The organism is Pseudomonas sp. ENNP23 (genome assembly GCF_001728945.1).
GTDB classification, from domain to species: domain Bacteria; phylum Pseudomonadota; class Gammaproteobacteria; order Pseudomonadales; family Pseudomonadaceae; genus Metapseudomonas; species Metapseudomonas otitidis.
On the sequence record NZ_LYSP01000017.1, the window covers coordinates 24156 to 48671 of the forward strand.

The following is a 24516-nucleotide window of genomic DNA, read 5'->3' on the forward strand; positions in this document are numbered from 1 at the left end:
GATATCCTTCGCCGCTTGAAGTGCCCGACGGACGAAATGTGCATCCGCCCGCCGTGCCCCAGTGAGGACCCCGAACGTGAAACTCAGCGACATCGCCCGCCTGGCCGGCGTCTCCCTCACCACAGCGAGCTACGTGGTCAACGGCAAGGCCGAGCAGAAGCGCATCTCCCCTGCCACGGTGGCGCGGGTGCAGGCGGTGGTGGAAGCCCACGGCTTCCGCCCCGACCCCCAGGCCGCCGGCCTGCGCCGGGGGCAGACGCGCACCCTCGGGTTCATCCTCCCGGACCTGGAGAACCCCAGCTATGCGCGCCTGGCCAAGCTGCTGGAGCAGCGGGCGCGTGCCCGGGGCTACCAGGTGCTGATCGCCAGCTCGGACGACGACCCGGCCAGCGAGCGCCAGTTGCTGGAGCTGTTCGCCGCCCGCCGCTGTGACGCGCTGGTGGTCGCCAGTTGCCTGCCGCCCGAGGACCCGACCCTGGCCGACCTGCTGGCCGAAGGGCTGCCGGTGATCGGCGTCGACCGGGTGCTGGACCCGGCGCGCTTCGGCTCGGTGGTCAGCGACGACCGCCCGGCCAGCCAGCAGCTCACCCACAGCCTGCTGGCACCCGGCCTGCGCCAGGTGGCGCTGCTGGGCGCGCGCCCGGAGCTGAACATCAGCCGCGAGCGGGAAGCGGGCTTCCGCCTGGCGCTGGAGGGGTTCGCGGGTGAGGTGCGGGTGATGCAGGGCACGCAGTTCAGCCGCGAATGCGGGCGCCAGATGATGGAGTCCCTGCTGGACGAACAGGCCCACCTGCCGGACGCCCTGGTGACCACTGCCTATGTGCTGCTGGCGGGGGTGCTGGACGTGCTGCGCGAACGCGGCGCCTGGCCCCGGGCGTTGCGCGTCGGCACCTTCGGCGACACCCAGTTGCTGGACTTCCTGCCCCTGCCGGTGAACGCCATGCGCCAGCAGCACGAACTGATCGCCGATGCCGTCCTGGCCCAGGCCCTGCGAGCCATCGCCGGGGACTACCAGCCCGGCGTCACGGCCGTCCCACGGCAACTGCATGTGCGGCGTAACGGCTGACAGGTCGCCCGGACTTCAGTTCGGGGAATGCCCCAACCTCCGCGCCCTGGGCTGAAGCCCAGGCTACGGGTGCCAGTAAACGGCTGCGGGGGCGAGCACTGGGTAGCCCGGGCTTCAGTGCGGGGAATGCCCCAACCCCCCCGCTCCCTGGGCTGAAGCCCAGGCTACGGGTGCCAGTAAACGGCTGCGGGTTCGAGCACTGGGTAGCCCGGACTTCAGTCCGGGGAATGCCCAACCTCCGCGCCCTGGGCTGAAGCCCAGGCTACGGGTGCCAGTAAACGACTGCGGGGGCGAGCACTGGGTAGCCCGGACTTCAGTCCGGGGAATGCCCCAACCCCCCCCGCTCCCTGGGCTGAAGCCCAGGCTACGGGTGCCAGTAAACGACTGCAGGTTGAAGCACGGGGTAGCCCGGACTTTAGTCCGGGGAATGCCCCAACCCCCTGCTCCCTGGGCTGAAGCCCAGGAAATGTGCGGGTCAGGGTTCTTCGAGGAAGAGGGTGACGCGGACGTGGAAGCGTTCGATGCGGGTCCAGTCCTTTTCCAGGGTTTCGCCGGAGCCCATGCCGATCTCGTAGCCGTAGGGCCGGCCGGCGGGATGGGGGGCGTAGACGGACGGGGCCTCCCAGCCGCAGCAGACGAAGCGCAGCGGCTGCATGCCGAAGCGCTGTTCCAGCCGGGCCTCGAGCGCTCGGGCGTCACGCCCGGGGATGCTGTACTCGGCCACCCGCTGGCGCAGCTGGCCGCCCGCCTCCAGGCGGCAGCCGTCGAACTGCAACCCGGGCGCGGTGACGCCGAGGGCCGCCAGGTAGTCGCCGCACCCTGGCTCCTCGCCCCAGGCCAGCAGCGGCAGCAGCGCCACCGCCAGCAGCACGCCGCGACGCATCAGAAGATGTAGTCCGTGCTGATGAAGCTGGATTCGCGGTTGCCAAGGATGCGGCTGACCAGCGCCTTGTTGTCCGCGTTGAAGCGGGTCGCCACCAGGGTGCGGATGGAGAAGGTGCGCAGGGCGTCATGCACCGACAGGGTGCCTTCGGCGGAGTTCTTGCGGCCGTTGAAGGGGAAGCTGTCCGGGCCGCGCTGGCACTGGGCGTTGATGTTGATGCGCCCCACCTGGTTGGCGAAGGTGTCCACCAGCCGCCCCACTTCGGCGGGGTCGTTACCGAAGATGGACAACTGCTGGCCGTAGTCGGAATCCAGCACGTAGTCGATCACCGTCTGCAGGTCGCGGTAGGGCACCACCGGCACCAGCGGGCCGAATTGTTCCTCGTGGTAGACCCGCATGGCCGGGGTCACCGGGCACAGCAGCGCGGGGTAGAAGAAGCTCTGGTGACGCCGGCCGCCGCCTTCGTTGACCACCTGCGCGCCCTGCTCCAGGGCATCGCGCAGCAGGCCGTCGAGGTAGTCCACCTTGCCCGGTTCCGGCAGCGGGGTCAGGGCCACGCCGTCGTCCCAGGGCATGCCGGGGCGCAGGCGCGCCAGGCGCGCGCTGAACCGGGTGAGGAAGGGTTCCAGCACGTCTTCGTGGACGAAGAGGATCTTCAGCGCGGTGCAACGCTGGCCGTTGAACGACAGCGCGCCGGTGACGGCCTCTTCCACGGCGTTGTCCAGGTCCACCTGGGGCAGCACGATGCCGGGGTTCTTCGCATCCAGCCCGAGGGCGGCGCGCAGGCGGTGCGGGCGCGGGTGCAGCTTCTTCAGGTCGGCGGCGCCGGAGTGGGTGCCGATGAAGGCGAACACGTCCACCTTGCCGCTGGCCATGATGGCGCTGACGGTCTCGCGGCCCTTGCCGTAGATAATGTTGATGACGCCGGGCGGGAAGCTGTCGCGGAACGCCTCCAGCAGCGGGCGCATCAGCAGCACGCCGAACTTGGCCGGCTTGAAGACCACGGTGTTGCCCATGATCAGTGCCGGGATCAGCGTGGTGAAGGTTTCGTTCAGCGGGTAGTTGTACGGTCCCATGCACAGCGCCACGCCCAGGGGGACGCGGCGGATCTGCCCGAGGGTGCCCTGCACCAGTTCGAAGCGGCTGGAGCGGCGGTCCAGCTCCTTGAGCGCCTCGATGGTGTCGACGATGTAGTCGCAGGTGCGGTCGAACTCCTTCTCGGAGTCCTTGAGGTTCTTGCCGATCTCCCACATCAGCAGCTTCACCACCGCCTGGCGCTGCTCGCGCATGCGCGCCAGGAAGCACTCCACGTGGGCGATGCGCTCGGCCACCCGCAGGGTCGGCCAGGCGCCCTGCCCCTTGTCGTAGGCACGCACGGCGGCGTCCAGCGCCTGCAGGGCGGCCTCGGCATCCAGCAGCGGGGTGCTGCCGAGCACCACCTGCTCCTCGCCCTGCGGCCCCTTGAGGTAGACCGGGCTGCGCACCGGAGCCAGGGGGCCGGCCCAGTGGCGCAGCTCGCCATCCACCAGGTAGTCGCGTTGTTCGACGGGCTCGCCCAGGCGCCAGGCCTCGGGAATCTGCTCGGCGTGGGGGAACAGGGTCTCGGCGGTGAACAGGGACATGGCGCGCTCCGGGTAGGGGTTCAGGCCAGCAGGGCCAGGGCTTCGGCGGTGGTGCGGGTGATGCGGTCCCAGTCGCCGGCACGCTGCCAGGCGCTGTCCAGCATCCAGCTGCCGCCCACGCACATGACGTTGGGCTGGGCCATGTACTGGACCAGGTTGTCCGGCCGCACGCCGCCGGTGGGGCAGAAACGCACCGCCGGGAACGGGCCGCCGAAGGCCTTGAGCGCGGCGACGCCGCCGCAGACCTCCGCCGGGAACAGCTTGAAGCGCCGATAGCCACGGGCGTGGCCGAGCATGATCTCGGAGGCGCTGCCCACGCCCGGCAGCAGCGGCAGTGGGCTGTGCAACGCGGCATCGAGCAGCTCGGCGGTGCAGCCGGGGCTGACGAGGAACTGGGCGCCGGCGGCCTCGGCCTCGGCCAGCATCGCTTCGTCCAGCACGGTGCCGGCGCCCACCAGCAGGTCCGGGCGCTGCGCCCGCAGCAGGCGGATGGCGCCCAGGCCGTGGGCCGAGCGCAGGGTCACTTCCAGCACCTTGAGGCCACCGGCGGCCAGGGCGTCGGCCAGCGGCAGGATGTGGGCTTCGTCTTCGATGGTGATGACCGGCAGGATGCGCGCCTCGGCGCAGAGTCGGTCGATCATCTCCACCTTCTCGGCCATGCTCGGCACGCGGCGAACGGCGGTTCGCGGCTTGTGGATGGTGGTCATGGCATTACTCCCATTGCGTGAGCCCTTGAGACGGATGGAGCCTCAGGGGCACCAGTAGATCGACAGCGGCCGGCGCAGGAAGGCGCGGATCGGCATGGCCGCCACGTCCTCGCCCTGCAGCGCGGCGACCAGGGTGTCCAGCTTGCCGCGCCCTTGCAGGGCCAGCAGGGTCAGGCGGCTGCCTTGCAGCAGGGCCAGGGGCAGCGTCAGGCGCTGGTGGGGCACGCTGGGTGCCCGGGTCGCCAGGCACCGGGCGCGACAGGCCGGGTCCAGGGCCTCGGCCAGGTTCGGGCTGCCGGGGAACAGCGAGGCGGTGTGGCCGTCTTCGCCCATGCCCAGCACCAGCACGTCGATGGGCTGCGGCAGCGCTTCCAGGGCCTGGTCGGCCAGGCGCGCGGCCTCCTCCTGGGTCGCGGCGGCCTGGTAGAGGCCGACGAAACGGGCCTTGGCGGCTTCGCCCTGGAGCAGGTGGCGCTGCACCAGCCCTTCGTTGCTGTCCGGGTGGCTCACTGGCACCCAGCGCTCGTCGGCCAGGCCGACGGTCACGGCGGACCAGTCCAGCCGCGCTTGCGCCAGGCGTTCGAAGAAGGCCACCGGACTGCGCCCGCCGGACACCACCAGGGTGGCGCTGCCGCGTGCGGCCAGGGCCTCGCGCAGGGCCTCGGCCACGCGCTGGGCCAGGTGCCCGGCCAGTTCGGCGGCGTCCGCCAGGGTCACCGGCTCCACGGCCGGGGGGAATCGGAGGTCAGAGATCGCCATACCAGCTCCTTCCGTCTCGGGTGATCAGTGCGATGGAGGCCACCGGGCCCCAGGTGCCGGCGGCATAGGGTTTGGGGGCATCGCCCAGTTGCTTCCAGCCTTCGATGAGCTGGTCGCACCACTGCCAGGCGTATTCGATTTCGTCCTTGCGCACGAAGAGGTTCTGGTTGCCCTGCATCACCTCCAGCAACAGGCGCTCGTAGGCATCGGGGATGCGCGCGCTGCGGTAGGTGTCGGAGAAATTCAGTTGCAGCGGGCCGCTGCGCAGTTGCATGCCCTTGTCCAGGCCCTGTTCCTTGGTCATCACCTGCAGGGAAATGCCTTCGTCCGGTTGCAGGCGGATGATCAGCCGGTTGCTGATCAGCGGCCGCTGCTCGGGGGCGAAGATGTAGTGCGGCGGTTCCTTGAAGTGGATGACGATCTGCGACAGCTTCTGCGGCATGCGCTTGCCGGTGCGCAGGTAGAAGGGCACGCCGCTCCAGCGCCAGTTGCGGATGTCGGCCCGCAGGGCGACGAAGGTCTCGGTGTCGCTGTGGGTGTTGGCGTTCTCTTCCTCCAGGTAACCCGGCACCGCGCGGCCCTGGCTGCTGCCGGCGATGTACTGGCCGCGCACCACCTGCTGCGCGACTTGGGCGGCGGTGATCGGCGCGAGGGCCTTGAGCACCTTGACCTTCTCGTCGCGGATGCTGTCGGCGGAGAGGTTGCTGGGCGGGTCCATGGCGATCAGGCAGAGCAGTTGCAGCAGGTGGTTCTGCACCATGTCGCGCAGTTGGCCGGCCTCGTCGAAATAGCCCCAGCGCCCTTCGATGCCCACCTGCTCGGCCACGGTGATCTCCACATGGGAGATGTGGTGCTGGTTCCACTGGGTCTCGAACAGGCTGTTGGCGAAGCGCAGGGCGATCAGGTTCTGCACCGTCTCCTTGCCCAGGTAGTGGTCGATCCGGTAGATGCGGCTCTCCGGGAAATGCACCGCGACGGCGTCGTTGACCCGCCGGGAGGACTCCAGGTCATGGCCGATGGGTTTCTCCAGCACCACCCGGGTGTTCTGCACCAGGCCCACCTGGGCCAGACCTTCGCAGATGGCGCCGTACACCGAGGCCGGGGTGGCGAAGTAGGCGATCAGCGGCTCGTCCGCCCCCACCCGCTCGGCCAGCTCGCGGTAGCCCTCGGCGTGAAGGAAGAAGTCCATCGACAGGTATTCCAGCCGCGCCATGAAGCGCGCCACCTGGTCGGGGTCGATCTCGCGCTCGGGCACATGGCGCCCCAGATGCTCGGCGATGGCGGCCTGGCGGGCGCCGTTCTCGTCGCTCTCACGGGCCAGGGCGAGGATGCGGGTGCGGGGATGCAGCAGCCCCGCGCGGTCCAGCTGGTAGAGCGCCGGAAACAGCTTGCGCAGGGCCAGGTCGCCAAGGGCGCCGAACAGGGCGAAGGTGCAGGGTTCTACAGTGATGACAGCCATGATGTTTTGTTCTTCAACAAGGTCGTGAGAGATTTACACCGCCAGAACTCGCAACACAAGAATAAATGTAGTAATAAACACAACATTTAGTCACACCCCTGTTACCTCTGGCTGGCGACTGTGGCCCTCAGTACGATAGGCCACCGTTTCCGCAGGCCCTGCTAAGGAATCCCCATGGACCGCATGCGCAATCTCCTGGAGCAGATCCAGGGCCGTCTCGACGAACTCAACAAGGCCGAACGCAAGGTCGCCGAGGTGATCCTGCAGGACCCGCAGCAGGCCACCCGCTTCAGCATCGCCGCCCTGGCCCAGGCCGCCCAGGTCAGCGAGCCCACGGTGAACCGCTTCTGCCGCTCCTTCGGCGTCAACGGCTACCCGGAGCTGAAGATGCAACTGGCCCAGAGCCTGGCCAGTGGCGCGGCCTACGTCAGCCAGGCGGTCTCGGCGGACGACGGCCCCGAGGCCTACACGCGGAAGATCTTCGGCAGCGCCATCACCTCCCTGGACAGCGCCTGCCAGAGCCTCGACCCGCAACTGATCAGCCGCGCGGTGGACCTGATGATCCAGGCCCGGCAGATCCACTTCTTCGGCCTCGGCGCCTCGGCCTCGGTGGCGCTGGATGCCCAGCACAAGTTCTTCCGCTTCAACCTGGCCGTCTCGGCCCACTCCGACGTGCTGATGCAGCGCATGCTCGCCTCGGTGGCCCACACCGGGGACCTGTTCGTGATCATTTCCTACACCGGGCGCACCCGCGAGCTGGTGGAGGTGGCGCGCCTGGCCCGGCAGAACGGCGCCTCGGTGCTCGGCCTCACCGCCGCCGGCTCGCCGCTGGCCAAGGCCAGCACCATCAGCCTCAACATCCCGTTGCCGGAGGACACCGACATCTACATGCCGATGACCTCGCGGATCATCCAGCTCACCGTGCTCGACGTGCTCGCCACCGGCGTGACCCTGCGCCGGGGCATCGACTTCCAGCCGCACCTGCGCAAGATCAAGGAAAGCCTCAACGCCAGCCGCTACCCGGCGGATGAAGAGCCGGCCTGAGCCCCACCCCATAGGGCACGGCGGACCTCCCGCCGCCTCGTCCCGGGCTGAAGCCAGGGCTACCCCGTCGATTGATTCGAGCCCAATGGTCCGGCGGTAGCACCACCCTCGTAGGATGGGCTGAGCTACGCGAAGCCCATCATGGGCGTGGCACGGTGGCCTGGGTTGTACCCCGTGCCTTGGCAGATTCAGGAACGTAGCCCGGACTTCAGTCCGGGAAACCCGCGCCAACCCTTCCCGGGTTGAAGCCAGGGCTACCCCGTCGATTGATTCGAGCCCAATGGTCTGGCGGTAGCACCACCCTCGTAGGATGGGCTGAGCTACGCGAAGCCCATCACGGGCGTGGCACGGTGGCCTGGGTTGTACCCCGTGCCTTGGCAGATTCAGGAACGTAGCCCGGACTTCAGTCCGGGGATTTCCCGCCACCGATTCCCGGGCTGAAGCCCGGGCTACGCCGCTACCCCGCGATCCAGGCCTTCAGCGCCAACCTGGCCTCGTCCCCCGGTGCCAGGACCTGCCCCGGGTCGCCGCAGGCGGCGGCCTGCACCGACAGGAACCCCAGGCTCTCCGCCCAGCTCACCTCGGGCAGCGGCCGGCTGCCGGGGTGCCAGACCAAGGTGTGGGGATTGTCGCCACCGTCGATGCGCAACCGCCGTTGCCAGCCGGGGTCCTGCAGGGTCAGCGCCCCGCCACGCTGGAAGCGCCTGTGCACGCCCTCGGTGACCCGCAGTTCACCGGCTTGCCGGCAGGGCTCTCGGGCCAGCAGGTCGTGCCCGTCGGCGCCATCCAGGCCGAGCAGCGCCACCCGCGCCACATCCGACACCCGCCAGTAGGCATGCAGGGCCTGACTGAGGACGCACGGCCCGCTGTCATGGTGGGTCGTCACCAGTTCCAGGCTCAGGGCATCCCCCAGGCAGGCCCGCAGCTCCACCTGCCAGTCGTGCAACTGCAGGCGCCACTCCAGGCGCACCCCCTGGGCGTCGGCGTCCTTGCCGATCAGCCGCCAGTCGGAGAGCCGCGCCCAGCCGTGGTGGGGCCAGCCGCTTTCCACGGGATGCCGCCCGAACCAGGGCCAGCACACCGGCACGCCACCGCGAATGGCGCCCACGCGCGGCCAGTGACGGGCGCACCAGAGCACCGGGTGCTCGCCCCGCGGCTGGTAATGCAGCAACTGCCCACCCTGGCGACTGAACACCGCCGAGCAGCGGGGATGCTCCACCAGCAGCAGCTCGCGCCCCTGGTGTTCGTGCCAGCGGAACAACTGCCCGCTGGCCGGCCGCAGCAGGGCGTCGAGGGGATGCGCGCCGCCCTCCCCCGCCTGCCCTGCGCGGCGCGCCCCGTCGCGCTCAGCAGCCGCCACGGGCCGCTCCCGTCACTTCCACCAGTACTCCACCTGCACGCCAAAGTTGGAGCCATGCAACGCATCGCCGAAGGCCCCGGTGTCGGACAACGCCGAACCGGCGGCCAGCTCGCTGGCAGCGCGCTGGGCGGCCTCGTTCCAACTGGCGTAGGTGTAGTAGAGGCGGAACTCCGGACGCTGGGAGAACCCCGGCCCGGACGGCGACCAGGTGGGCGCCACGGTGAACTTGGTGAGCTTGCGGGTGCCGCCGGGGGCCTCCACCTGGTCGCGGCCCAGCTCGGTCACCAGCTTGAACTGGTCGGTGAAGGCGTAGACCGGGCGCACGCCGATGGACAGCCAGTTCTGGTCGTCGCCGTCCGGGCGGGTGTCCTTCTGGTAGACCACTTCGAACTGCCCGCCGAAATGCGGCGTCACCTGCCAGTCGAAGAACTCCACCAGGCGCCAGCTCTTGTTGGCGTTGTCCAGGGTCGGGTCGCCGGTGTAGCCCAGCGCCGTGCCGGGGCCGCGCCCGTATTGCAGGGCCAGGGTGTTGACCCCGCCGAGGAAGGCCTGCTGCTTGTGCTGCGCCGAGACCGACCAGCCGCTGTGGGCACCGGTGCTGTCGGGCTTGTCGATATAGCTGACGCCCAGTTCCACCTCGCCGCCGGGGTTGGTCTGGAAGCCGCCGACGTTGAAGTCGTGGCGGTTGATGTAGGGCTTCTGCTCGTAGTTGTCCTTGCGCGAGAACACGTAGCTGTACTTCAGGTCGCCGATGGCCACTTCGTCGAAGCCGAAGCCCGTGGCGCTCTGGTTCCAGTAGTAGAAGTCGGAGATGTGGATGTCGTTGCGCTTGTAGAAACGGCGCCCCGCCCAGAACGAACCGCCGTTGAGCGCGGGCATGTTGCTCCACTCGGCGTACATCTGGTTCATCCGCGCGAAACCGTAGTCACCGGTGAACTTCGGCGTGTGCCCGTACTGGTTGTACAACTGCGCCATGCCTTCGACGCTGACCACCGAGCCGTCGTCCAGCTTGAGCAGGTCCTGGCGCAGGTCCAGCTCCATGTACTGCTCGCACTCGTTGCCCAGACGGTACTTTGACTGCGCCCCCGGCAACTGGAAGCAGGACTGCGTGCCCCCTTCGCTGGAACCGCCGGCGCCGCTGCGCACGTACCCGCTGAACTCGACCGCCTGGGCCAGCCCGGAGGCGGCGAACAGCGTGCAGGGCAGTACCCACAAACCTCGGATCTTCGTGTTCATGTCCACTCCATTCTTATTGTTGTGTTGCGATGGAACGTTCCCTTGGCGCCCTCGCAGAGTGGGCATCAGCCCACCACGGGGCGATCGGCAGGGCTGAGACGAAGCACCCTGCCTGCCGTGGCCCGGCGGTTCCGAGCCATGGTTCAACGCCCCTTCAGTTGCGCCACGTTGGCGGGCAGCCCGGGGCTGCTGGAAGGGCCTGCCGGGCGCAGCCGCTCGCCGCTGTTGGCGTCGAACAGCAGCACCTTGCTCGGATCGATGTGCAGCGTGAGGCTTTCACCTGGCCGGGGAACGGTATCCGGGCCGAGGCGGCAGCAGACCTTGGTGCGGTTGAGGCTGGTGAACACCAGGGTGTCCGGGCCGGTGGGCTCGACCACCTCCACCTCGACCCGCACGCCCGGGGTGCCACGGCTGTCCGGCGCGGTACCGAGGATCTGCTCCGGGCGTATCCCGAGGATCACGTCACGCTCCTCGAACCCGGCCCCGCGCTCGCCCAGGGGCAGCTCGCAGCGGTCCTGGCCGCTGTCCAGCAGCGCCCACAACTGGCCGTCGCGGCGCTGCAGGCGCAGGGGGATGAAGTTCATCGGCGGCGAGCCCATGAAGCCGGCGACGAAGAGGTTGGCCGGGTCGTTGTAGATCTGCTGCGGGGTGCCGAACTGCTGGATGACGCCATCCTTCATCACCGCCACCTTGTCGCCCAGGGTCATGGCCTCGATCTGGTCGTGGGTGACGTAGACGGTGGTGGTCTTCAGCCGCTGGTGCATCAGCTTGATCTCGGTGCGCATCTCCACCCGCAGCTTGGCGTCGAGGTTGGAGAGCGGCTCGTCGAACAGGTAGATCTTCGGCCGCCGTGCCAGGGCCCGGCCCATGGCGACGCGCTGCTGCTGGCCGCCGGAGAGCTGGCCGGGCTTGCGCTCCAGCAGGTGCTCGATCTGCAGCAGCTTGGCCACGCGGCTCACCTCCGCCTCGATCTCGGCGGACGGCAGCTTGCGGATCTTCAGGCCGAAGGCGATGTTCTCGCGCACGCTCATGGTCGGGTACAGGGCGTAGGACTGGAACACCATGGCGATGTCCCGGTCCTTGGGGCTCATGCTGCTGATGTCCTGGCCGTTCACGAGGATGGCGCCGCCGCTGATGGCTTCCAGCCCGGCGATGCAGTTCATCAGGGTGGATTTGCCGCAGCCCGAAGGCCCGACGAGGATCAGGAACTCGCCCGAGTCGATGGACAGTTCGATGTCCCGGAGGGTGTCGGCCAGGCCGCTGCCGTAGCGTTTGTTCACGTTGCGCAGTTCGAGGGTTGCCATGTCGATCTCCACTAATCAGAAGCGCCGCGAACGGGCGCAGCCGCTTTTCAGCCCTTCACCGCACCGGCGGTGAGGCCGCGCAGGAAGTACTTGCCGGCGAATACGTAGACGAGCAGGGTCGGCAGGCCGGCGATCATCGCGGCGGCCATGTCGACGTTGTATTCCTTGGCCCCGGTGCTGGTGTTGACCAGGTTATTGAGGGCCACGGTGATGGGCTGGCTGTCGCCGCTGGCGAACACCACGCCGAAGAGGAAGTCGTTCCAGATCTGGGTGAACTGCCAGATCAGGCAGACCATGACGGTGGGCACCGACATGGGCAGCAGGATGCGCCCGAAGATGGTGAAGAACCCCGCGCCGTCGAGCCGCGCCGCCCGCACCAGGGCATCGGGGATGCTCACGTAGAAGTTGCGGAAGAACAGCGTGGTGAAGGCCAGGCCGTACACCACGTGCACCAGCACCAGGCCGCCGGTGGTGTTGGCCAGCCCCAGCTTGCCGAGGGTGAAGGACGCGGGCAGCAACACCACCTGGAACGGCAGGAAGCAGCCGAACAGCAGCGCACCGAAGAACAACTGCGAACCCCGGAAGCGCCACATGGACAGCACATAGCCATTGAGCGCGCCGAGCAGCGTGGAGATCAGCACCGCCGGCACGGTGATCATCACCGAGTTCCAGAAGTAGCCGCCGACGCTGGCCCAGGCCTTGGCCCAGCCGATCAGGGTGAAGGCATCCGGCAGGGACAGCAGGTTGCCGGTGCGGATGTCGTCGGGGGTCTTGAAGCTGGTCAGCAGCATCACCACCAGCGGCACCAGGTACAGCGCGCAGGCGAGGACCAGGGTGGCGTGGATGGCCAGGCGGCTGACGCTGAGCGGGGACTTTCCGGCCAGGCTAGTCATGGCGCTTGTTCCTCAGTTCGGAATACAGGTAGGGCACGATGATCGCCAGCACGGCGCCGAGCATGAGCATGGCGCTGGCGGCACCCAGGCCCATCTGCCCACGGGTGAAGGTGTGGGCGTACATGAACATCGCCGGCAGGTCGGAGGCGTAGCCGGGGCCGCCGGCGGTCATCGCTGCCACCAGGTCGAAGCTCTTGATGGCGATGTGGGCGAGGATCATCAGCGCGCTGAAGAACACCGGGCGCAAGCTCGGCAGGACGATGCGCAGGTAGATGGTCGGCAGGCTGGCGCCGTCCACCTGGGCGGCGCGGATGATCGACGGGTCGACCCCGCGCAGGCCGGCGAGGAACAGCGCCATGACGAAGCCCGAGGACTGCCAGACGGCGGCGATCACCAGGCAGTAGACGACCCGCTCCGGGTCCACCAGCCAGTCCAGGCGGAAGCCTTCCCAGCCCCAGTCGCGCAGCAGCTTGTCCAGCCCCAGGCCGGGGTTGAGCAGCCACTTCCAGGCGGTGCCGGTGACGATCATCGACAGCGCCATGGGGTAGAGGTAGACGGTGCGGATGAAGCCTTCGCGGCGGATGCGCTGGTCCAGCAGCACGGCGAGGAACACGCCGATCACCAGGCTGATGGCGATGAACAGCCCGCCGTACACCAGCAGGTTCTGGCTCGCCACCCACCAGCGGTCGTTGTCCCACAGGCGCTGGTACTGCTGCAGGCCCACCCACTTGTAGCTGGGCATGAAGCGCGAGTTGGTGAAGGACAGGACGAAGGTCCAGAGGATGTAGCCGTAGAAGCCCACCAGCACGATGAGCATGCTCGGCGCCAGCACCAGCTTGGGTAGCCAGCGCTGCAGCGCATCCAGCGGTGAGGCCTTGGCGAAGGCGGCGGTCGAACTCATGGGGCGCTCCGGGTTGGCAGGGGAAATTCGGCACGGCCGGGCCCGCAGCGCAGGCAGCGGGGCCTGCGCCGTGGGCGGGTCAATCGGCGGTTACTGGACGGCCTGGATCGCGGCAGCCAGTTGCTGGGCGGCCTTCTTCGGGTCGGCGGCGGGGTCGTTGAAGAAGTTGGTCACCACGTCGAACACCGCGCCCTGCACGTAGCTGGAGGCGGCCATGCCATGGGACAGGCTGGGCTGCAGGCCGTTGCCGGCAGCGGCGGCCTTGAAGTCCTTCATGGACTGCTGGGCGCAGGCGTCGAAGCTGGACATGTCCTGGTCCAGGCGCACCGGGATCGAGCCCTTCTCCTGGTTGAAGAACTGCTGGAACTGCGGCTCCATCACCGTCCGCGCCAGGTCGTTCTGGGCCTTGCGGTTCTCCGCGTCGCTCAGCTTGAACATGGCCAGGGAGTCGATGTTGTAGGCGAAGCTGCCCTGGGTGCCGGGGAACGGCAGGCACTGGTAGTCCTTGCCCGCCACCTTGCCGGCGGCGGTCCACTCGCTCTTGGCCCAGTCGCCCATGATCTGCATGCCGGCCTTGCCGCTGATCACAAGGCCGGTGGCGCTGTTCCAGTCTCGGCCGGCGGCGTCGGCGTCGAGGTAGCCGCGCAGCCTCTTCAGCGCGGCGAAGGCCTGGACCATGGGCTCGCCGGTAAGGGTCGCCTTGTCCTGCTCGACGAAGGCCTTGTGGTAGCCCTCGGGGCCGAGGATGGCGAACACCAGGTCCTCGAACACGGTGCCGTCCTGCCAGGGCTGGCCGCCGTGGGCGACGGGGATGAAGCCGGCGGCCTTGAGCTTTTCAGCGGCGGCGAAGAACTCGTCGAGGGTGGCGGGCGGCGTGGCACCGGCCTTCTTGAACACCTCGGGGTTGATCCACAGCCAGTTGACCCGGTGCACGTTCACCGGCACCGCCACATAGTGGCCGTCGTGCTGCATGATGCTGGCCACCTGCTTGGGCAGCAGCGTGTCCCACCTGCCCTCCTCGGCCACTTCGTCCATCTCGGTGAGCAGGCCCAACTCGCCCCATTCCTGGATGTCGGGGCCCTTGATCTGGGCCGCCGAGGGCGGGTTGCCGGACACAGCGCGGGTCTTCAGCACGGTCATGGCCGCCTCGCCTCCGCCACCGGCAACGGCGAAGTCCTTCCAGGAGTGGCCTTTCTCTTCGACGAGTTTCTTCAGGGTGTCGGCCGCGCGCTTTTCGCCGCCGGAGGTCCACCAGTGCAGGACTTCCACTTCGCCGGCGAGGGCGGACAGGGGGAACAGCGATGCGAGGGAGACGGCAGCAGTCAGGCGAGACAGAGCATTCATCGGCAATACCTTGTTGTTCTTATTGGTCATGCAAGTCGGTGCTTGCGCTGACCAGCAGTCTAAACACGCCCCGAAAGGCCCTGGGTAACAAAGGGATTGTCGATGGTCACGGGGTCGTTACAAAGCGCCGCGTGAACGCAAGCGCCTGACGCGCTTGGCAAAATCCGCAACCGGCCACCGAAGCGCCACGCCTTCACACCCACTCCCAGGTGCCCGTCGGCGCGCGACCCGGCACTCCGCCCCCTGCCAGCGCCCCTAGGGCCCCTAGGGGGAATCCCTATATCGAGCCCCCCAGGCGCGACCTATCTTTTCGAACATTGCGCATCTCACAGGACGTGTCCCGTGCTGGCTTACTCCCTCCTCTGCCTCGCCCTCCTCCTCGGCTTCGCCGGCCTCGGACTCGGTCAGCCCTGGGTCACCGGAGCGGGCCTGGCACTGGCGGCGGGCGCCGCCGTCGCGCTGCGTCCACGCAGCACGCCGCCGACACGCGAACCCCAGGTGGATGACCTGCCGAGCACGCCGGTGCAGGCCGATTGCGTGCCGCTGCTGGTCAGCGTGCTGCCGGCCTGGGGGCAGAACCTCGGCCAGGTGCGCGAGCTGGTGTCCAGCAACATCGGCCAGCTGTTCCAGCATTTCTCCAGCCTCGCCCAGCGCCTGGACCAGACCCTGCAACGCTCGGAGAACGTGGTGGGTGGCTCCGGCGTCGCCGACAACCTGCGCCACGCTCAGCAGCGCCTGGACGAAGTCACCACCGCCTTCCACAAGTCCGCCGATCGCAAGACCGAGCTGCTCAACACCATCGGCCACCTGGACAGCTACGCCACCGAACTGCAGAGCATGTCCAAGCACGTCCAGGACATCGCCAGCCAGACCAACCTGCTGGCCCTCAACGCCGCCATCGAAGCGGCCCGCGCCGGGGACTATGGACGCGGCTTCTCGGTGGTGGCCGACGAGGTGCGCAAACTCTCCAGCCTTTCTGCCGAGACCGGCCAGCGCATGGTGGAAAAGGTCGGCGAGATCAACCAGGCCATCCGCGGCACCGTCAGTGCCGCCGCCGAGCTGTCCAGCAGCGAGGAAAACAACCTGCGCTACCTGGACCAGGTAGCCGGGGAAATCATGAAGGACCTGGGCACCAACCTCGACGAACTGGCCGAGAGCGCCATCGCCCTGCAGCAGGACGCCCGCACCACCCAGGGCGACATCCAGCAGATCATCGTCGGCATGCAGTTCCAGGACCGCACCGACCAGATGCTCGACCACCTGCAGCACGACATCGAGCGCCTGCGCCAGGCCGTGCAAAGCCAGGACTCGATCCTCGGCGAGCCACAGCGCTGGCTGGCCGAGCTGCGCCGACAGTTCACCACCGACGAAGAACGCACCGGCCGGCGTGCCAAGCCGGCCGACAACGAAGTCACCTTTTTCTGATCCGGGAGCCACACATGAGCAAGACCATCCTCATCGTCGACGACTCATCCTCGATGCGACAACTGGTGAAGATGACCCTGGGCGGCGCCGGCCACCAGGTCATCGAAGCCGTCGACGGCCGCGACGCCCTGACCAAGCTCAACGGGCAGAAGATCAACCTCATCATCAGCGACGTGAACATGCCCAACCTGGACGGCATCAGCCTGGTGAAGGAGATCAAGAACAGCAAGGACTACCGTTTCACCCCCATCGTCATGCTCACCACCGAGAGCGAGCAGGCGAAGAAGGCCGAAGGCCAGGCCGCCGGCGCCCGTGCCTGGATCGTCAAACCGTTCCAGCCGCAACAGTTGCTGGCCGCTGTCGAGAAGCTGGTGGGTTGAAATGCTCACGGTCCATGTGAAATCCCCCGGGCACCTCGAACTGGAGGGCAGCCTGACCATCTACGAGGTGGCCGATGCCCACGCCGAGCTGACCGCGCGGCTGGCCGAGCAGGCTGCCGACCAACCCTGGCGACTGGACCTGCACGCCCTGGAAGACCTCGACAGCGCCGGCCTGCAACTGCTCCTGGCGCTGCGTCGGCAGGTGCTCGGCAACGGCGCCGTGCTGGTCATGGAAGGCATCCAGGGCGGCCCTCTGGAACTCATCACCCTGCTGCGCCTGGAGCACCTGCTCCCGGCCGCAGCCACGTCCACGGCCTGAGCGGAGACCGCCATGCTCAACGGAGACCAGTGGAGCCAACTGCTGCAGGGGTTCATCGAAGAAGCCCGCGACCTCAGCCAGCAAGCCGAGGAATACCTGCTGCAACTGGATCAGCAGCCTGACGACGCCGAGGCCATCAACGGCCTGTTCCGCGCCATGCACACCCTCAAGGGCTCGGCCGGGCTGTTCTCCCTGACCCCGCTGGCCAGCTTCACCCACCACCTGGAAAACCTGCTGATGGCAGTGCGCGACGGTCAGCGCCAGTTGGAGCCGTCGCTGGTCTCGCTGATGCTGCGCTGCCTCGACGAGATCGTCTCGATGATCGCCCTGATCGACCCGGAGACCGGCGAGCTGCCGGTGGACGAAGCGCACCAGGCCGAGCTGCTGGCGGCCCTGGCCGAGCACCTGGGCGAACCCCTGGCCGCCGTGGTCGAGGCCGTCGATGCCCCGGCCGCCCTGCGGGAAGAGCGCGGCAACGGCGCCTGGCACCTGTCGCTGCGCTTCGACGGCGACCTGCTGCGCAACGGTTTCGACCCGATCTCCTTCGTCCAGTACCTGGGACGTCTGGGCACGATCACCGCCCTGGAAGTACTCGACGACAGCCTGCCGCCCTTCGCCGAGATGGACCCGGAAACCTGCTACCTGGGCCTGGAGATCGACCTGGACACCCCGGCGAGCAAGACCGAGATCGAGGACGTCTTCGAGTTCATCCGCGACTTCTGCACCCTGCGCATGCTGCCGCCGGCCAGCACCCTGGACGATTGCCTGCGGCTGATCCAGGCGCTGCCGGAGGCCGACGAGCGCATCGGCGGCATCCTCGTCGCCGCCGGCCTGCTCACCGAACACGAACTGCAGCAGGGCCTGGCCGTCCAGGCCAGCGCCCCGGCGGAGAGACCGCCCCTGGGCGCGGTGCTGGTGGAACAGGGACTGGTGGCCCCCCAAGCGGTGGACGCCGCCCTCGCCCGCCAGCAGAAAACCCGCCGCGACGGCGAGCGCCGCACACCGAACACGGAAAGCACCCTGGTGAAGGTGGCCGCCCACAAGCTCGACGAGCTGATCAACCTGGTGGGCGAGCTGGTGATCAGCGCTGCCGCCGCCCGCATGCAGGCCCAGGAACACGGCAACCCGCAGTGCCAGGAGAGCGCCCAGACGGTGAACCAGCGCGTGGAACAGATTCGCGAGGCGGCGCTGAAGCTGCGCATGATCGAGATCGGCGACACCTTCAACCGCTTCCACCGGGTGGTGCGCGACGTCAGCCAGCAACTGGGCAAGGACATCCGCCTGGAGATCCGCGGCGCCGACACCGAGCTGGACAAGACGGTGATCGACAAGCTCGCCGACCCCCTCACCCACCTGGTGCGCAACGCCATCGACCACGGCATCGAACCCGCCGAACAGCGCCTGGCCGCCGGCAAGAGCGCCGAGGGTCACCTGGGGCTCAACGCCTACCACGAGTCGGGAATGATCGTCATCGAGGTGAGCGACGACGGCCGGGGTCTGAACACTGCACGTATCCGCGAGAAGGCCATCGAGCGCGGCCTGCTGGACCCGCAGGCCAACCCGCCGGAACACGAGGTGCAGCGGCTGATCTTCGCCGCCGGCTTCTCCACTGCCGACAACGTCTCCGACCTCTCCGGCCGGGGCGTCGGCATGGACGTGGTGCGCAGCGCCATCGAGGCCCTGCGCGGCAGCATCGAGATCGACTCACGCCCCGGCCAGGGCTGCACCTTCCGCATCCGCCTGCCACTGACCCTGGCCATCATCGACGGTTTCCTGGTGAGCCTGGGCGGCGAGCATTTCGTGGTGCCGCTGAACCTGGTCACCGAGTGCCTGGAACTGGACGAGACGCGCCTCGGCCGTCGTGCCTACGGCCACATCGAGCTGCGCGGCCGGCCCCTGCCCTGCATCGACCTGGCCGCCCACTTCGACCTGCCCTGCAGCGCCCATGGCCGGCGCAACATCGTGGTGGTCAGCCTCGGGCGGCGCCAGGCCGGGCTGATCGTCGACGAGCTGCACGGCGAGCTGCAGACGGTGATCAAGCCCCTCGGCCTGCTCTTCGAACACCTTCGCGGCATCAGCGGCTCCACCATCCTCGGCTCCGGCCAGGTGGCGCTGATCCTCGACATCGCCAGCCTGCTCCAGCACCTGCAACAGAACGCGGACGCAGAACCGCGCACCCTCGCCAACCCCGTACCAGCACGGCCCGATCTCGCGGGTCAGTAGGAGAGCCTCACCATGCAATTCATCCGCAACATGAAAATCGGAGCCCGGCTGATCGCCGGCTTCACTCTGGTGGTGCTGCTCACCGCTGCGGTGGGTGGGCTGGGCATCGCCAACCTGCACAGGGTCAACGACCTCACTGACCAGATGTACCTGGGCGAAGTCGGTGCCTTGAAGACCATGATGAGAGGCAACATTGACCTCATCTACATCGGTCGTAACCTGCGCAGCCACCTGCTGGCCACCACCGTGGAGGAACGCCAGCGCACCGCCGACCAGGTCGTGGAGGCGCTGCAGAGCGTGCATGAGCACGTCAACAGCGCTCGGGGCAGCTTCAAGAGCGAACAGTCCATGGCCAAGCTGGCAGAGATGGAAGCGAGCCTGGCGGGTTACGAAAAAGTGGTGCGGCAGATGCTCGAACTGAGCAAGACCGTCCCCCTGGCCAGTGATACCGAGTTCACCGCGCTGATGCCCGAGCTGCGCGCCCAGGGAGACAGCGCCGACAAGCTGTTCTCCGAGCTGGTGACCCAGAAGGACGCCAGCGCCAAGGAGGCCAACGACACCATCACCGAGATCTACCTTGGCTCACGCGCCCAGTTGATCACTCTGATGATCATTGCCGCCGTGCTCGGATTCGCCATCGGCATCTTCGTCACCCGCTCCATCACCCGTCCCCTGAACAGCGCGGTGGCCGTGGCCGACAAGCTGGCCGAAGGTGACCTGTCCACCGAGATCGAGGTGGACAGCCGCGACGAGACCGGCCGCCTGCTGGCCTCCATGAAGCACATGACCGAGCGCCTGCGCACCGTGATCAGTGACGTGCGCAGCGCCGCCGACTCGCTGTCCTCGGCTTCAGAGGAAGTCAGCGCCACCTCCCAGTCCCTCAGCCAGGCGGCCACTGAACAGGCGGCCAGCGTCGAGGAGACCACGGCCTCGGTGGAGCAGATGTCCGCCTCCATCGCGCAGAACACCGAAAGCGCGCAGATCACCGACGGCATCGCCGGCAAGGCCGCCAATGACGCCGTGCAGGGCGGCCAGGCGGTGGGCGAGATGGTCCAGGCCATGAAGCAGATCGCCAACAAGATCGGCATCATCGACGACATCGCCTACCAGACCAACCTGCTGGCCCTCAACGCCGCCATCGAGGCTGCCCGCGCCGGCGACCACGGCAAGGGCTTCGCGGTGGTCGCCGCCGAAGTGCGCAAGCTCGCCGAGCGCAGCCAGGTGGCCGCCCAGGAGATCGGCGGCGTGGCCAGCAACAGCGTGCAACTGGCCGAGCAGGCCGGGCACCTGCTGGACGAGATCGTGCCGAACATCCAGAAGACCTCCGATCTGGTGCAGGAGATCACCGCCGCCTCCCGCGAGCAGAGCACCGGCGCGTCGCAGATCAACATCGCCATGGGCCAGATGAACCAGATCACCCAGCAGAACGCCTCCGCCTCCGAGGAGCTGGCGGCCACCGCCGAGGAGATGAACGCCCAGGCCGGACAGTTGCTCGAGCTGATCAACTACTTCCGCCTCGAAGCGACCAGCGCGCGGGCCGCCTCGACCGTGCGGACGGAGCGCCCTGCGGCCGTGCGCGAGCTGCGCAAGCCGAGCACCGCCGTGGCCCGCAAGCCCCAGCCGGTGGCCGATGAAGGCCACTTCGTCAACTTCAACTGAGGGGAGCGGCATGAGCGAACTCCAGGCAGTCCTGGCCAGCGAGGCGGCGGAAAGCGTGCAGCAGCTGTCCTTCCGGGTGCGCGATGCACGCTACGCGCTGCCCATCGACCTGGTGCGGGAAATCATCGAATACGGTCAGGTCACCACCGTGCCGATGATGCCGATCTTCATCCACGGGGTGATCAACCTGCGCGGCAACGTGGTACCGGTGATGGACCTGGCGGCGCGCTTCGGTCAGGACCTGAGCGTGCCGAACAAGCGCACCTGCATCGTCATCATCGAGCTGGACCTGGACGAACAGCACCAGCGCATCGGCCTGGTGGTGGATGCCGTGGATGCCGTGCTGGACATCGAGACGGATCAGGTGGAGCAGGCACCGCCCTTCGGCGCCGGCATCCGTACCGACTTCATCGCCGGGATGGCCCGGGACGAGCGCGGCTTCACCATCATCCTCGACGTGCGGCGGGTGCTGTCGCTGGAGGACATCCGCCAGCTGAGCCTCGCCCAGCAGGCCGGCTGATGCCCCACCGGCAGTTGCCCAAGCTCAGCGACGCCGACTTCCGGCAGTTGCAGCAGTTGATGCTGGAGGCTTCGGGCATCCACATGACCGATCAGAAGCGCATCCTCATGGCCGGCCGCCTGATGGGCCGGCTGCGGGCGGTGGGCGTTGACTCCTTCAGCGACTACCTGCGCCTGCTCGGCGATCCCGCCAACCAGGACGAGCGGCGCCTGGTGGTGGACCTGCTGACCACCAATGAAACCTATTTCTTCCGCGAGCCGCAGCACTTCAAGGAGCTCGGCGAGTGGGCCGCCCACCAGCGCAAACCGCTGCACCTGTGGAGCGCGGCCAGCTCATCCGGCCAGGAGGCCTTCAGCATGGCGATGACCCTCGCCGAACATGCCCGGACCAAGGACTGGTCCATCTTCGCCAGCGACCTCAGCCTGCGCATGCTGGAAAAGGCCCGCAGCGCCACCTACCCCATGGAGCAGACCGAGCACTTCCCCCCCGGCTGGCTGCAGCGTTACTGCCTGCGCGGCGTGGAGGAAAGCGCCGGGCTGTTCCGCATCAACCAGGCGCTGCGTCACCGGGTGATGTTCGCCGAACTCAACCTGACCCGGCCGATCCCCCGGGAGATCGGCCCCTTCGACGTGATCTTCCTGCGCAACGTGCTGATCTACTTCGGCCAGGACGAGAAGCGCGGCATCGTCGAGCGGCTGGTGGAGCGCTTGCGCCCGGAGGGCCTGTTCTTCATCGGCCACGCCGAAAGCCTGCACGGCTTCAAGCTGCCGCTGCGAGCGGTCCGCCCCTCGGTCTACCAACGCACATGAGCCCGGCCAGGGAGAACGCCGCCATGATCAAGGTCTTCATCGTCGACGACTCGGCCCTGGTGCGCCAGGTGCTCACCGCGTGCCTCGACAACCATCCCGGCATCCAGGTGATCGGCCAGGCCGCCGACCCGCTGTTCGCCCTGGACAAGATGCGCAAGCAATGGCCCGACGTGCTGGTGCTTGACGTGGAAATGCCACGCATGGACGGCATCACCTTCCTGCGCAAGATCATGGCCGAGCGCCCGACCCCGGCGATCATCTGCTCGACGCTGACCGAGAAAGGCGCGGCGGTGACCCTGGAGGCCCTCGCCGCCGGTGCCGTTGGGGTGTTCGCCAAGGCCCGCCAGGGGTTGAAGGACAGCCTTCAGCAACTGTCTGGCGAGCTGATCCGGCAGATCGAGGCTGCCGCTCGCAGCCACCCACGCGCGATGCCCTCCCCACCCGTGGCGACAGCCCCCACCAAGGAGGCACCCGCTCCCCGTCCCACCACCCTGTCCACCACCGACCGGGTGGTGGCGCTGGGCACTTCCACCGGCGGCACCCAGGCCCTGGAAGTGGTGCTGCGCCAATTGCCGGTGGACTGCCCCGGGATCGTCATCGTCCAGCACATGCCGGAGAAGTTCACCGCCGCCTTCGCCCAGCGCCTGGACAGCATCTGCGCCATCGAGGTGCGCGAGGCGCGGCACATGGACCGGGTACGGCCGGGCCTGGCCCTGGTGGCCCCGGGCGGCAGGCACATGCAGCTCAAGCGCAGCGGCGCGCAGTACCTGGTGGAGGTGATCGACGCTCCCCCGGTCAATCGCCACCGGCCCTCGGTGGACGTGCTGTTCCGCTCGGTGGCGCGCCACGCCGGGCACAACGCCATGGGCGTGATCATGACCGGCATGGGCGATGACGGCGCCCGTGGCCTGCTGGCCATGCGTGAGGCCGGCGCCCGCACCGTAGCCCAGGACGAGGCCAGCTGCGTGGTCTTCGGCATGCCCAAGGAGGCGCTGCGCATGGGCGCAGCCCAGGTGACGGAGCCCCTCGGCCGTCTGTCGGAAGTGATCGTGCAATACGCCCGCGGCCAGTCCAACCCACGCGCGCACGAAAGCGCACGCTAGGGCCTTCCGCTCCCCGGCCATCGATGATGGCCGGTTGCTACCGTTCGTCCGGACCAAAGAGGCGAACTTTTGCGTTCGGTGCTACTCCGTAGCTGTACGGCCTGCCTTTTCGGGGCGCGCCGTGCGTCAGGAGTACCCGAGTCTCGCAATGAGCAAGGAGCGCCCATGACCTGTCGACTGCTATTGGCCGACGACCACGCCCTGATTCGCGTAGGCGTCCGCGCCATGGTCAACGAACTCGAAGGCTACGAAGTCGTCGGTGAAGCGGAAGATGGCGAACAGGCCGTTGCCATGGCCGAGCGCCTGCGACCCGACATCATCCTCCTGGACATTTCCATGCACGGCCTCGACGGGCTAGAAGCCTTGCAACGCCTGGGCCACCAGGTACCGGAATCCCGCGTATTGATGCTCTCGATGCACGCCGAGGCGGAGCTGGTGCTCTCTGCGCTGAAGAAGGGTGCCGCCGGCTACCTGCTCAAGGATGCGGCCATGTCCGAGCTGCACATGGCCCTCAAGGCCGTGGACCGGGGCCAGTGCTACCTGAGTTCCGCCGTGGCACAGCCGGTGATCGAGCAGGCTCTGGCGAGCCGCGACGAGATGGATGCCGAGCTGACCCAGCGCCAGGTGGAGATACTCCGGCTGATCTGCCGGGGGGCTTCGACCCGCGCCATCGCCGACGGCCTGTGCCTGAGCGTGAAGACGGTGGAGGCGCACCGGGCGCAGATCATGAAGCGGCTGGACATCCACGACGTGCCAGGGCTGGTCCTCTACGCCGTGCGCAAGGGCATCATCCGCCCGGACGATTGAAGTTCCCCTGGGTTCCTGTCGGGCGGGCGGCGAACTCCACCGGAGCGACCCGGGATCGGGCTGTCGGGGCATCCAGGGGCGGCGTGCGGGCCTGGGCTGCGGTGATGCAGAGCAGCAGCAATGCCGCCACAGCCGCGAGAGTGAGTGAGAAGTGCGGGCCTCGGGGCATGGGCGTGTCCTCGTTCGATTGGCCCACAGACTGGCCAAGCGGCCGTAAAGCGCCCATCAAGATACGGTGAAAAAAACGTTGCCCCATCTGTGGATCGATGGGTGCCCCGGAGCGGAGAGGCTGGTCTAGAATCCCACCCCATGAATCCGACTGCGCCCTACCAGTCCATGGATATACAAAGCCGTACCCAACTCCTGCGCGCCCTGATCGAACAACTCAGCGAGGAACACCCTCGCGATGCCCGCCACCTCGACGGCGACCCTCAGCGGGTGCTGATCGGCCTGCGCGACCTCGATGAACTCGGCCTCATCCGGGCCCAGCTCGACTGGTCCGAAACCTGTGATGCCCAAGGCCGCCTGCTGGTCGATGCCCGGACCATCACCCTCACCCGCCGAGGCGTCGCCTTCCGCCAGGGCTGAGCACTCTTGCGCTGACGCAGCTCGGTCATCAGCAGGCAGGCGCCCAGGCAGGAGCCGGCTTCGATGCAGGCCGGCGCCGACATCCGCCCGCGGCTTCCCAACGAC

23 protein-coding genes are annotated in these 24516 nt (G+C 68.0%); 12 read left to right on the forward strand and 11 right to left on the reverse strand.

What is annotated here, in order from left to right:
* Window positions 1-76 precede the first annotated feature (76 nt).
* Window positions 77-1066 carry a catabolite repressor/activator gene (cra, locus tag A9G05_RS11655; RefSeq protein ID WP_069561136.1) on the forward strand — a complete coding sequence of 330 codons (990 nt, stop codon included), beginning with the start codon at window positions 77-79 and terminating at the stop codon, window positions 1064-1066.
* 475 nt (window positions 1067-1541) lie between these two features.
* Here the strand turns inward: cra and A9G05_RS11660 are convergent, their stop codons facing one another.
* From A9G05_RS11660 to zwf, 5 genes are all read right to left on the reverse strand, one after another.
* Entirely contained in the window at window positions 1542-1949 is a 408-nt protein-coding gene (locus tag A9G05_RS11660; protein ID WP_069561137.1) for a DUF4952 domain-containing protein, read from the reverse strand.
* Window positions 1949-3571 (reverse strand): NADP-dependent glyceraldehyde-3-phosphate dehydrogenase, encoded by a 1623-nt coding sequence (locus A9G05_RS11665; protein WP_069561138.1) that lies wholly within the window; start codon window positions 3569-3571, stop codon window positions 1949-1951. Before A9G05_RS11665 ends, A9G05_RS11660 begins: the two co-directional genes overlap by 1 nt.
* Before the next feature lie 20 nt (window positions 3572-3591).
* Window positions 3592-4230 (reverse strand): bifunctional 4-hydroxy-2-oxoglutarate aldolase/2-dehydro-3-deoxy-phosphogluconate aldolase, encoded by a 639-nt coding sequence (locus A9G05_RS11670; RefSeq protein ID WP_069561206.1) that lies wholly within the window; start codon window positions 4228-4230, stop codon window positions 3592-3594.
* A gap of 90 nt (window positions 4231-4320) precedes the next feature.
* Entirely contained in the window at window positions 4321-5037 is a 717-nt protein-coding gene (pgl, locus tag A9G05_RS11675) for a 6-phosphogluconolactonase (protein WP_069561139.1), read from the reverse strand.
* Window positions 5024-6496: a glucose-6-phosphate dehydrogenase gene (zwf, locus tag A9G05_RS11680; protein WP_069561140.1), complete on the reverse strand. Its 1473-nt coding sequence runs from the start codon at window positions 6494-6496 to the stop codon at window positions 5024-5026. Before zwf ends, pgl begins: the two co-directional genes overlap by 14 nt.
* A gap of 183 nt (window positions 6497-6679) precedes the next feature.
* Here zwf and A9G05_RS11685 point away from each other — a divergent pair, with 183 nt between their 5' ends.
* Window positions 6680-7540: a MurR/RpiR family transcriptional regulator gene (locus A9G05_RS11685; RefSeq protein ID WP_170832287.1), complete on the forward strand. Its 861-nt coding sequence runs from the start codon at window positions 6680-6682 to the stop codon at window positions 7538-7540.
* Between the two features lie 457 nt (window positions 7541-7997).
* Here A9G05_RS11685 and A9G05_RS11690 read toward each other — a convergent pair whose 3' ends face one another.
* From A9G05_RS11690 to A9G05_RS11715, 6 genes are all read right to left on the reverse strand, one after another.
* Entirely contained in the window at window positions 7998-8900 is a 903-nt protein-coding gene (locus tag A9G05_RS11690) for a D-hexose-6-phosphate mutarotase (protein WP_083272551.1), read from the reverse strand.
* A 12-nt stretch (window positions 8901-8912) separates the two neighbouring features.
* Complete coding sequence (locus A9G05_RS11695; protein WP_069561142.1) at window positions 8913-10136, reverse strand: carbohydrate porin; 1224 nt, start codon at window positions 10134-10136, stop codon at window positions 8913-8915.
* 143 nt (window positions 10137-10279) lie between these two features.
* Entirely contained in the window at window positions 10280-11440 is a 1161-nt protein-coding gene (locus A9G05_RS11700) for an ABC transporter ATP-binding protein (protein WP_069561143.1), read from the reverse strand.
* Between the two features lie 47 nt (window positions 11441-11487).
* Complete coding sequence (locus tag A9G05_RS11705; RefSeq protein WP_069561144.1) at window positions 11488-12333, reverse strand: carbohydrate ABC transporter permease; 846 nt, start codon at window positions 12331-12333, stop codon at window positions 11488-11490.
* Window positions 12326-13234, reverse strand: a complete 909-nt coding sequence (locus tag A9G05_RS11710; protein WP_069561145.1) for a carbohydrate ABC transporter permease — start codon at window positions 13232-13234, stop codon at window positions 12326-12328. The genes A9G05_RS11705 and A9G05_RS11710 overlap by 8 nt, the downstream gene beginning before the upstream one ends.
* A gap of 90 nt (window positions 13235-13324) precedes the next feature.
* Window positions 13325-14578 carry an ABC transporter substrate-binding protein gene (locus A9G05_RS11715; protein ID WP_069561146.1) on the reverse strand — a complete coding sequence of 418 codons (1254 nt, stop codon included), beginning with the start codon at window positions 14576-14578 and terminating at the stop codon, window positions 13325-13327.
* A gap of 687 nt (window positions 14579-15265) precedes the next feature.
* On the opposite strand from A9G05_RS11715, the gene A9G05_RS11720 reads away from it, so the two are divergent.
* The 10 genes from A9G05_RS11720 to A9G05_RS11765 all read left to right on the forward strand — a co-directional run bounded on the left by A9G05_RS11720 (window position 15266) and on the right by A9G05_RS11765 (window position 24411).
* The gene (locus tag A9G05_RS11720) at window positions 15266-16003 is read left to right on the forward strand and encodes a methyl-accepting chemotaxis protein (RefSeq protein ID WP_256548377.1); all 738 of its coding nucleotides are present in this window, start codon (window positions 15266-15268) and stop codon (window positions 16001-16003) included.
* A gap of 14 nt (window positions 16004-16017) precedes the next feature.
* Complete coding sequence (locus tag A9G05_RS11725) at window positions 16018-16383, forward strand: response regulator (RefSeq protein WP_044406509.1); 366 nt, start codon at window positions 16018-16020, stop codon at window positions 16381-16383.
* A 1-nt stretch (window position 16384) separates the two neighbouring features.
* Window positions 16385-16702 carry an STAS domain-containing protein gene (locus tag A9G05_RS11730; RefSeq protein ID WP_069561148.1) on the forward strand — a complete coding sequence of 106 codons (318 nt, stop codon included), beginning with the start codon at window positions 16385-16387 and terminating at the stop codon, window positions 16700-16702.
* A 12-nt stretch (window positions 16703-16714) separates the two neighbouring features.
* Window positions 16715-18925, forward strand: a complete 2211-nt coding sequence (locus tag A9G05_RS11735; protein ID WP_069561149.1) for a chemotaxis protein CheA — start codon at window positions 16715-16717, stop codon at window positions 18923-18925.
* Window positions 18926-18937: 12 nt separating this feature from the next.
* Window positions 18938-20584 (forward strand): methyl-accepting chemotaxis protein, encoded by a 1647-nt coding sequence (locus A9G05_RS11740; RefSeq protein ID WP_069561150.1) that lies wholly within the window; start codon window positions 18938-18940, stop codon window positions 20582-20584.
* A gap of 10 nt (window positions 20585-20594) precedes the next feature.
* On the forward strand, window positions 20595-21104 hold the full coding sequence (locus A9G05_RS11745; RefSeq protein WP_069561151.1) for a chemotaxis protein CheW: 510 nt from the start codon (window positions 20595-20597) through the stop codon (window positions 21102-21104).
* Window positions 21104-21913 carry a protein-glutamate O-methyltransferase CheR gene (locus A9G05_RS11750; RefSeq protein WP_069561152.1) on the forward strand — a complete coding sequence of 270 codons (810 nt, stop codon included), beginning with the start codon at window positions 21104-21106 and terminating at the stop codon, window positions 21911-21913. Before A9G05_RS11745 ends, A9G05_RS11750 begins: the two co-directional genes overlap by 1 nt.
* A 23-nt stretch (window positions 21914-21936) precedes the next feature.
* Window positions 21937-23016, forward strand: coding sequence for a chemotaxis response regulator protein-glutamate methylesterase (locus A9G05_RS11755; RefSeq protein ID WP_069561153.1), 1080 nt, complete (start codon window positions 21937-21939; stop codon window positions 23014-23016).
* Window positions 23017-23181: 165 nt separating this feature from the next.
* Complete coding sequence (locus tag A9G05_RS11760) at window positions 23182-23823, forward strand: response regulator transcription factor (protein ID WP_069561154.1); 642 nt, start codon at window positions 23182-23184, stop codon at window positions 23821-23823.
* A gap of 309 nt (window positions 23824-24132) precedes the next feature.
* Entirely contained in the window at window positions 24133-24411 is a 279-nt protein-coding gene (locus A9G05_RS11765; protein ID WP_083265580.1) for a hypothetical protein, read from the forward strand.
* The last annotated feature ends 105 nt before the right edge of the window (window positions 24412-24516 follow it).